Source organism: Oleiphilus sp. HI0079 (assembly GCF_001635105.1).
The window spans coordinates 1-12,453 of record NZ_LWFT01000479.1; the positions used below are offsets into that span (position 1 = coordinate 1).

At 48.4% G+C, this 12,453-nt stretch carries 9 protein-coding genes; 3 read left to right on the plus strand and 6 right to left on the minus strand.

What is annotated here, in order from left to right; all coding sequences use genetic code 11:
• The 3 genes from A3750_RS06250 to A3750_RS06260 form a co-directional block, all read right to left on the minus strand.
• Positions 1-640, minus strand: a 640-nt coding sequence (locus tag A3750_RS06250) for a helix-hairpin-helix domain-containing protein (RefSeq protein ID WP_068548098.1), incomplete at its 3' end; no start/stop codon positions are given.
• A gap of 298 nt (positions 641-938) precedes the next feature.
• Entirely contained in the window at positions 939-2,507 is a 1,569-nt protein-coding gene (locus A3750_RS06255) for a SulP family inorganic anion transporter (protein WP_068458663.1), read from the minus strand.
• Between the two features lie 153 nt (positions 2,508-2,660).
• Positions 2,661-4,817 (minus strand): YgiQ family radical SAM protein, encoded by a 2,157-nt coding sequence (locus tag A3750_RS06260; RefSeq protein WP_231871743.1) that lies wholly within the window; start codon positions 4,815-4,817, stop codon positions 2,661-2,663.
• Between the two features lie 92 nt (positions 4,818-4,909).
• Between A3750_RS06260 and A3750_RS06265 the strand changes: the two genes are divergently transcribed.
• The gene (locus A3750_RS06265) at positions 4,910-5,572 is read left to right on the plus strand and encodes an NTP transferase domain-containing protein (protein WP_068451799.1); all 663 of its coding nucleotides are present in this window, start codon (positions 4,910-4,912) and stop codon (positions 5,570-5,572) included.
• A gap of 14 nt (positions 5,573-5,586) precedes the next feature.
• On the opposite strand, the gene A3750_RS06270 is transcribed toward A3750_RS06265, so the two are convergent.
• Both A3750_RS06270 and A3750_RS06275 read right to left on the minus strand, forming a co-directional pair.
• Complete coding sequence (locus A3750_RS06270; protein ID WP_068548099.1) at positions 5,587-6,987, minus strand: response regulator; 1,401 nt, start codon at positions 6,985-6,987, stop codon at positions 5,587-5,589.
• Between the two features lie 81 nt (positions 6,988-7,068).
• Positions 7,069-8,358: a PEGA domain-containing protein gene (locus A3750_RS06275; RefSeq protein WP_068548100.1), complete on the minus strand. Its 1,290-nt coding sequence runs from the start codon at positions 8,356-8,358 to the stop codon at positions 7,069-7,071.
• Positions 8,359-8,770: 412 nt separating this feature from the next.
• On the opposite strand from A3750_RS06275, the gene A3750_RS06280 reads away from it, so the two are divergent.
• Positions 8,771-11,683, plus strand: a complete 2,913-nt coding sequence (locus A3750_RS06280; protein WP_068451805.1) for an insulinase family protein — start codon at positions 8,771-8,773, stop codon at positions 11,681-11,683.
• Between the two features lie 95 nt (positions 11,684-11,778).
• Here A3750_RS06280 and A3750_RS06285 read toward each other — a convergent pair whose 3' ends face one another.
• Entirely contained in the window at positions 11,779-12,219 is a 441-nt protein-coding gene (locus A3750_RS06285; RefSeq protein ID WP_068455807.1) for an EamA family transporter, read from the minus strand.
• Positions 12,220-12,235: 16 nt separating this feature from the next.
• On the opposite strand from A3750_RS06285, the gene A3750_RS06290 reads away from it, so the two are divergent.
• On the plus strand, positions 12,236-12,442 hold the full coding sequence (locus tag A3750_RS06290) for an FAD-binding oxidoreductase (protein ID WP_068455810.1): 207 nt from the start codon (positions 12,236-12,238) through the stop codon (positions 12,440-12,442).
• The last annotated feature ends 11 nt before the right edge of the window (positions 12,443-12,453 follow it).

The window sequence follows — 12,453 nt, forward strand, 5'->3', positions numbered from 1 at the left end:
TTGTGCTTGAGAACTGTTCCAGCTTTTTGCGATCAGCGGCACTTGGATTCGCAATTTGTTCAAAACTGGTAATGCCCGCAGCTTCAAGCTTCTTAGCGGTTGCTGGACCAACCCCAGGAAGTTTTGAAAGGTTGGCTTTTGCCGCCGTTTGAACTTTTTTAACGTCCTTCTTAATCTCTTTTTCCACCTTTTTTACTTCTTTTTTAACCGTCTTGGTGGCAGCTTTCGCTTTTGAAGCAACCGTCTTTTTAGCAGCGGTCGCTTTAGCCGTGGCTTTCTTTGCAACAGGTTTCTTACTGACAGACTTCGCAGTGCTCTTGGCAGACGACTTTGCCTTTGAGATGGTTTTCTCTGCTTTTTTCTTCTCAACACCAAGCTTTTTCATGAGTTGGTCTTGCAGCTTGTTGAATTCTTTGATGCGCTTGTCTAGCTCTTTCTGAGCTCGGTTCATTTCTCGATCGCTCACCTTCTGGATATCTTCCATAAGTTTTTTCATCGGTTCATGAACTTGGGCTTGTAGCGTGTCGATTTGTTTGAACGCTTCGCTGACCATTTTATCGAATTGCTTCGACGTCGCTTCAAATTCTTTATTGATACGGTCTACTACTTTATCGATACCTAATTTGTTTGTTTTGCTCATTGTCTCGCGGGCTCCGGGATGATGTTGCGTAAAAGGTAAAGTCACAGTTTAACGGCGGCAGTGCCGTTTGTTGTTGATAAGCATCAAGCGTACCTGACTATATGAATCATAGCTGACTGTCCAATGTCACATAGCTACGGTGCTAGGTAAATACTAGAGGTGTGCCGCGTGTTTGTCGAATTTTGAACCTGGCGCTTTGTTTCGAGCTTGAGTGTAAAAAAACTGCAATGAAGTTTGCGCGCACTGATAGAAAACGTGTCGCGCAAAGATGGTGCAAATACCGTTGAATTTTTAGACCTCAGTCAAGCTTGTCTGAGGCAACATGGTACGTCGGATCTTCGATTACATTTACTTCGACAAGGTTACCCGCTTTTTCTAAAAGTAGGCGACACTCTGGGCTAAGGTGTTTTAAGTGTAATGTTTTGCCCGCATTGAGGTAGCGTTCTGCGAGCGTATCGATCGCCTCTAAACCGCTATGATCTGCTACGCGGGATCGCGCAAAATCAACGATGATGTCATTGTTGTCTTCTTGAACGTTAAACTGTTCAAGAAAGCTCGACGTCGAACCAAAAAACAGCGCTCCATCTACTTCATATAGCGTGCTGCCATCGGTCGTTTCCTTTCTGATCACTAAGATGTGTTTCGCATGTTGCCATGCAAACACCAAAGCAGACACGATGACACCGACCACCACGGCAACCGCTAGATCAGTGATAACCGTGACACCAGATACAAGTACGAGTACGAACGCATCGGCTTTTGGTACCTTGCCCAATATGCGAAAGCTCGACCACTCGAAAGTACCAATAACAACGATAAACATGACTCCGACAAGTGCGGCGACAGGAATCTGCTCGATTAGGCTGGATGTAAACAATATAAAGCAAAGCAAAAACAGAGCTGCAGATAGTCCGGAGAGACGTCCGCGTCCACCAGAGTTTACGTTAATCATGCTTTGACCAATCATGGCACAACCACCCATGCCGCCAAAGAAGCCCGTCACGGTATTTGCAACGCCCTGACCAACACACTCTTGATTGCCTTTGCCGTGCGTTTGGGTGATTTCATCAATCAGGCTTAGCGTTAATAACGACTCGATGAGACCAATGGTTGCAAGCACCAATGCGTATGGAAAGATGATGGTGAACGTTTCCCAAGTAAAGGGAACGGAAGGGATTGAGAAGCTTGGAAGGCCGCCCGCAATCGATGCCACATCGCCTACAACGCGTGTATCGATATTGCCGAAAATCACGATCAGAGTGACGACAATAATCGCCGCGAGTGATGATGGAATGGCCTTAGTGAGTTTTGGCAGAAAGTGAATGATGGCCATCGTTAATGCGACCAAACCTAGCATGCTGTATAGAGCAGAGCCTTCTAACCAGGCGATATCAATGATACTACCTTCAAGGCCTGTTCCTGCAAGCCAGCCTTGTTCTGCTTCTGACTGTCCAAATTGCCCTAATTGAGCAAGAAAAATGACGATGGCCAAGCCATTTACAAAGCCGAGCATAACCGGGTGTGGCACCATTCGGATAAACTTGCCTAACTTCAATATACCTGCGGCTATTTGCAGAATTCCCATAAGGACTACGGTGGCGAACAGATATTCAACGCCGTGTGCTGCGACCAATGACACCATCACGACAGCAAGAGCACCTGTCGCGCCAGAGATCATGCCGGGGCGGCCACCAATCAATGATGTAATTAGACCGACCATAAATGCAGCATAAAGGCCGACTAGCGGTTCTACACCTGCGACAAATGCAAAGGCGACGGCTTCAGGTACTAAAGCGAGTGCAACGGTTAAACCTGATAGCAAATCGTTTTTGACGCTCAGTTGTCGGCTTGCAGAAATTTCAAACATAGTAGGTCCGTAGTGACATGAGTTAGCGTTTGATTACCTGTGAATCGGCTGTTGCCGGATTGTTAGGTAAGGGCGCGCGGATTATAGAGATTGGTCTTAGTGATTACAAATTAGGGGGGGGCTAGAAATCTAACCCCTCTAAACTAGCTTTGACTATTTGTGTTTTCTCGGCGGCAAACCGGTATGTTGGGTATGAAAGCGGCCCTTACGCATTTTTGAGGTAGCGCTGCTTTTTTTCATTTTACTGTTACGCGTTTCGCTCTTTGGCTGGGTTGGCGGTATTAGGTGTTTCTTGCCATAACCAATGAGATGCGCCTTACCCATGTTGTTCAGTGCTTCCCGGAGAAGAGGCCAGTTGTTGGGGTCGTGATAGCGCAAGAATGCTTTGTGCAAACGGCGCTGAATCGCGCCTTTAGGCACAGGCATCTTTTCACTCTTGTAGTCAACGCGATGCAGCGGGTCTTTCTCTGTATGGTACATCGCCGTTGCACTCGCCATTGGTGACGGGTAAAAGTTTTGAACCTGATCCGCCCTAAATCCATTGCCCTTTAGCCAAAGAGCGAGGTTTAACATATCCTCATCCCGCGTTCCCGGGTGCGCCGCAATAAAATAGGGGATAAGGAACTGCTCTTTCCCTGCTTCTTTGGAAAACCGGTCGAACATTTCTTTAAAGCGATCATAGGTGCCCATACCAGGCTTCATCATCTTAGAGAGAGGGCCATTCTCGGTATGTTCGGGCGCGATTTTCAGGTAGCCCCCAACGTGATGTGTGACGAGCTCCTTCACGTATTCCGGATCTTCCACGGCAAGGTCGTAGCGCAAACCAGAGGCCACAAATATCCTTTTAACGCCGGTCAATGCTCGGGCACGACGATACAGGCTGGTTGTTGCAGAATGATCGGTCTTGAGGTTTTTACAAATGGTCGGATAAACGCAGGATAATCGATGGCACTTCGCATGAATCTCATCAGACTTGCAGTTTAAGTGATACATGTTGGCAGTCGGCCCGCCAAGGTCCGAGATAATACCTGTAAAACCAGGTGTTTTGTCGCGGATCGCTTCGATCTCACGAATCACGGAGTCCTCTGATCGGCTCTGAATCACGCGCCCTTCATGTTCTGTGATCGAACAGAAAGAACAGCCACCAAAACAGCCACGCATGATGTTGACTGAGAAACGAATCATCTCATAGGCCGGGATGCGGGCATCGCCATAGCTTGGGTGTGGTACACGCTGGAAATTTTGCTCGAACACCATGTCGAGCTCTTCAGTCTCTAAAGGAATTGGTGGAGGATTCATCCAGATGTAGCGGTCGCCATGCTTTTGAACAAGCGTGTGTGCATTTGCAGGGTTTGTTTCGATATGAATCACTCGTGACGCATGCGCATACATAACCGGGTCTTTGGTGACTTTTTCAAATGCGGGCAGCTTTATATATTCTTTTGCTTTGCCACCGACAGGCCAGAAGCGAAGAACGTGCGTGTCTTCATCCACTTCGCCAGAACCATCGTTTGCACTGTTAGCGCAATCGCCACCTTTGCCGTTTTCAGTGGTATCGATATACGGGCTTGGAATTCGATCGACCTTTCCGGGCTTATCTAGACGGGTCGAGTCTTTTTCCAACCAGTCTTCGGGTAATTCATTTACTACGATGGCTGTGCCGCGAATATTGGTCATCTCTTTTGGTGACTCGCCGCGGGAGATGCGATGTGCAATTTCAGCCACTGCGCGCTCCGCGTTACCATAAAGAAGTATGTCGGCTTTTGAATCAAGAAGTACAGAGCGACGAACTTTGTTTGACCAATAATCGAAATGCGCAAGACGACGTAAACTGGCCTCTATACCGCCAATAACGACAGGCACACCTTTAAACGCTTCGCGGCAGCGCTGGCTATAGACAGTTACTGCGCGGTCGGGACGCTTGCCGCCAACATTGTCTGGTGTATACGCATCATCATGTCGGATTTTTAGATCTGCCGTGTAGCGGTTGATCATTGAGTCCATGTTGCCTGCGGATACTGCGAAAAATAGATTGGGTTTGCCAAGCGCCTGGAAAGCGTCTTTGGAGGTCCAATCCGGTTGGGCAATGATACCTACGCGAAATCCTTGGGATTCGAGTAATCGACCAATGACCGCCATACCAAAACTGGGATGGTCAACGTAAGCATCGCCGCAAACAATAATAACATCACAGCTATCCCACCCGAGTTCGTCCATTTCCTGACGTGACATCGGTAAAAAAGGCGCGATACCATAGCATTCGGCCCAGTATTTCGGGTAAGAGAATAGGTGTTTGTCTGCTTTCATCATGAGTGCCTGATTTAAGAGTCGCGCATTTTACATGCTCCTAGGCGAGAGACCTAGTGGTAAACCAATTAAAATAGAACAAAAAGTAAACAATTGTGGGTTCAAACTTGGTTTCAGTTATTGTCCTTGCCGCTGGTGAGGCTCGACGATTTGGTTCTCCGAAGCAACTTGCCCTGCTTGGCGATAAAACATTGCTCGATCACGCAGTGCAGAGAAACCGGGAGCTCGGCGAATTGATGTCAGCCTCCGCTCCTACTTTGCGTAAGGTTCTTGTGCTGGGGGCACACTATGATCAGCTGCTACCGCATGTTTTGATGGAGGATTGGTCGCGTGTTACCTATGCTGAACATTGGCAGAGGGGCATGGCAGAATCGCTTAAAGTGGGTTTTGATGCTGCGCAACATGATGCGTTGAATGCGGGACTTGTGCTGAACGGCGTGGTGGTTTGTTTGATTGATCAGCCTTTGTTGCAAGCGAGCTCTTTGTTGCGACTTGTCTTAAAAGGGGGAGCTTTAGATGAGATTTCATGCGCCGCTTATGATGGCAGCGTCGGAACGCCCGCTTACTTTCCAAGCAACGAGTTGCGGCGGTTTGATGTGTGGTATGAGCATCTGAGAACGGTAGATCAGACGACGGACGGAGCAAAGCGCTTTATTGCGTCGAGGCCACATCATGCTATGAGTCTTGGTGAGGAATTGGATGATATCGATACGAAGGAAGATCTTGCGCGGCTCAAAAATCGACTCGCGCAAGACTAGCTAATACTCAGCTACTAGAACAAACCACTTATTGCCGCAATGCCTGCTGCGAATACACCGATACTGATCGCCATGGCGTAGCCATAGAACTTGGTGCTTTCTCGTTTTTGTCGACGGAGGAAGGAGTCTATCGCTTGTTCTGCAACATCTTCCGCAGTTTGGCGGGACATGTCATGGGCCTGTTGTATTGCTTCAGCCTGCATTTTTTGCCAGAAATCGGTGTCGATTTGTTGCGCACTCTGGAGTTGTTCTTTCAACTCGTCAAAGTCTGGCGTGAGCGCTGCCTGAGTATCAATCTGCTTCACAAGATCTGTTTTGAGCTCTTTCAACTGAGTGCTGATGAATAGGCTGACTTCGGTTGCTATTTCATCTTTGATTGCATCGGTTTTGTCCTTGATGCTTTTCTCATGCTCTGCCATAACGCGCTCGAGCAGCGTTTTTTGCTCGATACTAATGTCTGTTACAACGCGCTTGAAGTGTTCATGCTGGTCATCAAACAGTCCTGCGAGCAATTCATGCAGGCGGTTGTTAACACTAGTGCGAACAGCTGATCGAGCGACGTCCGCGATCACATCGTGAGGTACCTCTGCTGCCGGTACGGGAGCAGGAGCAGGGCGGGGACTGACAGGAGGTGTGACTGAGAGAGTGGGTTCAGTGGGCGCGGTATCTGGATTAGCTGAAGGTTCTTGATCAGCTGAAGGTTGTTGACCTGCTGACGGTTGTTGATCCGCTGAAGGTTCTTGACCTGCTGAAGGCTCTTGACCTGCTGAAGGCTCCTGACCCGCTGAAGGCTCCTGACCCGCTGAAGGCTCGTCACCTGCGTAAGGCTCTTGGATTTCCGGTAGCTCTAATTCAATACTCTCAGACTCTAGCTCGACGGATTCATCAGATGACGGTGCTTCAATGCCCAAATCTTCATCGGCCAAGGTAAGTTCGTCATCAAGCGTCAACTCCGTGAGTGAGGCGGTGGAGGCGAGCTCGTCCGTCAGATCACTTTCACCGAGAGTTTCTTCTTGCGGATCTGCTGTAACGGCATTTGCCATACTTTCATCAAGTTGACTGATGAGTTCTGATACGCGATGTGGCTCAGCCGGTTTTGTGAGCACATCATAGATGCCCTTTTTGGTGACTTCTTCTGAAAACTCATCCGATTTTTTTGAGGTGCACATGATGACCGGAACGTGCTCAGCGCTGGGCATAGCTTTAATTTGCTTCGCTGCATCCACACCATTCATGCCAGGCATGAGCTGATCCATGAAGATAACATCGGGCACGTTACCATCGATCACGGTCTCAATCGCTTCTTCGCCTGAGCCCGCCATGGTGACGTCTAAATCCATCTTCTCGAGCAATTTGCGAAGAGCAAATCTTGCGACCTTGGAATCATCAACGATTAAAGCGCTCTTGATTGTCATGCTTAACCTCTTTTCTTGGCTGGGCCTGATGCCCGCTTATCAAAATTATGTCTTTCGTTTTGGCTGTTTGGTCGAAAAAACTTACCAACCATCGAGCTTTGGGCACTCAGTGGCGCGATAGCTTTTCGGTCGGTAACAAACGCCGGGTTCTGAGGAGCGCGCTGTAAAAACTTCACCCTCCGCTGTCGTGAGTGTCACCTTGCCGAAGGGCTCGCCGTCTTTAAATGTGCCGCTGATCTTACTGCCGTTCGGGTTTAAGATTTCGCCCTTGCCGTGATAAAGGCCCTCGATAAACTGGCCCTCATATTTCTTGCCATTGGCATACACTTCAACACCTTTTCCGTGGAATAGACCGTTAGAAAAAGAGCCTTCATAGGTGCCTCCATCTGGATAGGTTAGAGTGCCATTGCCATGAAATAAGTTGTCACTAAAACCGCCTACATAAAGCATTCCGTCGCGCGTAGTAAGCGAGCCTTGGCCATTTAGCTCACCGCCAATCCAGTAACCTGTGTAGATGTCGCCATTTGCTTTGGTGAGTGTGCCATCACCGTTAAACTCATCATTTGAAAACTGCCCAACATAGGTGTCTCCCGTGGAGTTAACAAAAGTGCCGTTCCCTTTACGCTCGCCTTCAAACCAGTCGCCTTGATAACGAGAGCCGTCGCCATATCGCGCAGAGCCATAACCATGGAACTGGCCATTTACGAAGGAGCCTTGGTAGTCAATACGAGCGCCGTCTAGGTATCTCCCTTCGCCTGTTTGAACACCGTTTTCCCAAACACCGTTGCGGTAATTAACGGTCGTGAATTTTTGTAGTTCAGCAACAATCGTTTGTTCGCTTCCGCGTGTGATATAAATGCTTTGCCGCCAATTCTGAAAGCCACCTTTGGTGACCTCGACTTCATATGTGCCGGGATTTAGCTCAACCTCTAACGCACTCGAGCCATATGGTTTGCCATTAATCAACACCGTGTCGCCATAGACATTGGATCGAACCGTCAGCGAGCCTGTCGATTTTACCTGCTCAGGCTGAGGCTTGTTTATTTCTGGCTTTGATGGCTCGCTGCTTGCTCGATCAACCACTGACGGCGTCTGGCCTTCGGGAAGCTGGTCTACGAAGATCGGAGACTCGGATTCAGTCTGCTTTTGCTCAGGCTGAGGGTTCAATGTTTCTTGCTGCGAAGGGTTGTCACTCACTGTGAGATCAGGTGTTGAGGCGCTGTCAGAGTGAGTGGCGTCAGCCGCTGTATCGGTAACCAGACTCTGCTCGGTATTCTGAGCGGCATTTTCTTGCAGCTGGACAAAACCGGCGCTTGCAAGCAAGAGAAGCATTAGAAAGTTAATGAAAGCTAAAGGTCTTATGTCGACCATGAATTGTTCCTGTTATAGCGAATACACACTCGATTATTACGAGACTACGTTTGTGTTCGGCTTAGTCGATAAGGGCGGGGCTAAAAACTTCCACTCCGCCAAGCTCGACCTGTAAATTGTTGAGGCCGAGTATTATTAAGTGATTACAAAGATTCTAGACCTAAAGTATTGATTTTTCTTACTAAGACCGAAGTTTTGCTTGTTTGTTCACAAAACCATGTGTTTTGAGCGAATCAGGCTCATGGCTACTTGAACTTAGCGAGTTCGTCACTATAACCAAAGCATCTTAGCGAGTATTAACTTGAAACTGTTGAGCACGAAGCTCAAAGTGACTGTTTTAAAGTTGATAAGACATGCTCCGCTGTCGGCACCTCAAGGTGTTGTGCGGCTTTCCACAAGGTATATTTTTGACATGAGTCACCCCCAGTTTGAACTAGTTAAATCCCAACGTATTGAGTCTCTAGCTGTTGATGCGCAGGAGTTTGTGCACCGTCAAACGGGCGCTCGACATTTGCATTTCGCTTCGAAGAATGATGAAAACGTCTTCCTAGTGGGCTTGAAGACTGTTCCAACGGACAATACAGGCGTGGCGCATATCTTAGAACATACAGCGTTATGCGGAAGCGAAAAGTATCCGGTTCGCGATCCGTTCTTTATGATGATTCGGCGCTCACTGAATACCTTTATGAACGCGTTTACTAGCAGTGATTGGACAGCTTATCCCTTTGCGAGTAAGAACAAGAAAGACTTCAATAACTTGCTTGAGGTGTACCTCGATGCGGTGTTCTTCTCTCGACTTGATGAGATGGACTTTCTACAAGAGGGTCACCGGGTAGAGTTTCAAGAGCCCGACAATGCTGATTCTGATCTGGTTTATAAAGGTGTCGTTTACAACGAAATGAAGGGGGCAATGAGTTCGCCCACAAGCCAGTTGTGGCAAATGCTAACACGCCATGTGTTTCCGACATCAACCTACCACTACAACAGTGGCGGCGATCCGGAGCATATTACGGATCTGAGTTATGAGCAGCTCAAGGCTTTCTACAAGAAGCATTATCACCCAAGCAACGCGGTTTTCATGACCTTCGGGGATATTCCTGCTGAGGAGCATCAGGCCAAGTTTCACGATAACGTATTAAGTCGCTTTGAACGATCTGATGACCTGCCTGTGGTGAGTGATGAAAAGCGTTACTGCGCGCCGATCACGGTGATTGAGAACTATCCGCTTGAGGAAAGTGAATCTACAGAACACAAGACGCATATTGTGATGTCTTGGTTGTTGGGTCGCAGCTTTGACCTGGAGAGTAACCTTGAGGCGCATCTGTTATCCAATGTTCTGTTTGAAAACTCCGCGGCGCCTTTACAAAAAGCGTTAGAGCAAACGGATCTTGGGCATGCACCATCGCCAATGTGCGGCCTGGAAGATTCCAACAAAGAAATGCTCTTCGCGTGTGGCATCGAGGGTAGTGACCCCGATAAAGTCGCTGAACTTGAGCGCTTGGTGCTATCTGTTTTGGATGACGTTGCGCTGAACGGTGTCGCGCAGGAGCGACTAGAGGCGGTTTTGCATCAGTTGGAGTTGAGTCAGCGCGAGATTTCCGGTGATTCATATCCTTATGGGCTACAGCTTATTTTGGCCGGGCTATCGCCCATGCTGCATGGCGGCGATCCGGTGGCTTTGCTTGATCTTGATCCCGTGCTCGATCGTCTAAGAGAGCAGATTAAAGACCCTCAATACATTCAGAAGCGTGTTCAGAAATTACTTCTCGACAACGCGCATCGCGTAACCTTGATCCTAAAGCCCGATCAGGGTTACGAAAAGGTTCGTCATGATTTAATGCTTCATGAGTTGGCGGACAAAAAAGCGGCCTTAAGTGAGGAAGGTGTTAAAGAAGTCATTGCCAAAGCCGCAGAGCTAAAAAAGCGGCAGGAGAGCAAAGACGATGAGTCGATTCTTCCCAAGGTTGGTATTGAGGATGTTCCCGTTGAACTTTACTCGCCAACGAGCAAGACACTGTCAGGTTCTGATGAGCAGATAAAGATTACCGGTTACGAGCAGGGAACGAATGGTCTCGTGTATACGCAAGTCATTTTTGAATTGCCAGAGCTCAGCGCTGAGGAACAAGCCTTATTGCCGATTTATACTGCGGTTACGACGGAGCTTGGTGTGGGTGATGCGAGTTATCTCGAACTGCAAAATCAGCAGTCGGCATCAACGGGAGGTGTGCACGCTTTTACTTCGGTAAAAGGAGATATCGACGACGTACAAAATGTCAGTGGGGTGCTGGTGTATTCAGGTAAGGCATTACGTAGGAATGCAAGCGAGCTCATGTCATTGATTCATGATTTTATTCGCGACGTGCGTTACGACGAAGTAGAGCGCATTCGTGAAGTTGTCGCGCAGATGCGTGCACGTCGAGAGCAATCTGTTGTTAACGGTGGTCATAGTCTCGCAATGGGCGCGGCTTCAAGCAAGCTTAGTCCATCTGCAAACCTAAGTTACCGTTTGGGTGGTTTGGCCGGCATTAAGGCCTTGAAGACACTAGATGATGGCTTAAAAGATGAGCAGGCTCTAAGAGATTTGTCTAGCCAGCTAAGTCGTATACATAAGAAAGTCACGCAGATGCCGCGCCAGTATTTGGTGGTCGGTGAGGCCGACGCGCTGGAAGAATTGAAAAGCCTGATCGGCGAAGAATCATTGAGCGAGCCAGAGAATGTATCTGAGTTTTCGCTTCCTCCCTTACGAGAACAGGCGAGGGAAGCATGGATCACCAACACTCAAGTCAACTTTTGCGCCAAGGCTTTTCCTAGCGTAGCAGTTGAGCACTCTGATGCACCTGCTCTAACGGTCTTGGGTGGCTTTCTACGCAATGGGTATCTTCACCGTGCGATCCGTGAGCAAGGCGGAGCTTACGGTGGAGGCGCGAGTCAAGATAGTGCAAGCGCATCCTTCCGATTCTTCTCATATCGTGACCCGCGTTTGACCGAAACCCTAGATGACTTTGATGCTTCCGTCGCATGGTTGCTTGAAACTGAGCATGACCATGAGCAACTAGAGCAGGCCATTCTTGGTGTCATTTCTCAGATCGATAAGCCGCGTTCACCTGCTGGTGAAGCGAAGGGGGATTTTCATAGTTTGTTGTTTGGTCGCACGAAAGAGCAGCGAGCACGTTTTAGGGAGCATGTTCTCTCTGTCACCATGGATGACTTGAAGCGTGTAGCGCAAGAGTATTTGAAATCTGAGGTGGCGAGTGTAGCCGTTGTCTCAAATGCGGCGAACGAATCTGTCTTGAAAGAGCTCGGCTTAGAAATCCACGAGCTTTGATTATCCGCTAGATAATCAAACAGCTAGCCAAATGTCGGCTAGCTGTTTGATTTTGCTTACTTCATCGTAATTACGAGATCTTAGATGTTTTTGGGCTAGGTGATTGGAATCATCGTCCATATCCCGGCCATGAGTAGGCTGAGTCCTGCAAATTTAGTCCTTCCAAACGTTTCCTTCAGCAACACTACTCCAAGAATGACTCCGATCACGATGCTGGTTTGGCGAAGTGCCACCAAATATGAAACATTCTCAGTACCATGCATTGCGATCAAAACCATCGTGTACGTGAGGGTCATAATAAGTGCAGTTGCGCCGGTCATTCGTTTCTTTGAATCAATAACGTCTCGCCAATTCTTTCTCTCAGACTTAAGAGTTAGTGAATAGAGGCAAAGCACAGTAGAAGACGCGGCAGAGAGACACCACATATACAAGGTTGATTGAATATAATTCGGCTCATTTAACTCTGGGTGGATTGATAGTCTCGTCAGTACTGATTGGTCAATTAATGTATAGCCGGTTGTGCCTAGTGCCGCCATAAGAGCGCTTGAGCGAGTGCCGGGTGTTTTCGTTGGTACCGGTTGCAATGGATCGGGGATAGCGATGAGTGCGGGGTATGGCAGAGTATTAGCTGAGCTTGCTAGCGGACAGCGGCCTTACATTGATATTGAACAATACCGGCCAGAGCGCGACGCGCTTGCCGACCCGGCTAATTCAATGTTTCGCAAGGCATGTGCGATGTCTCGAGCGGCAAAACGCTAACTCAACACCGC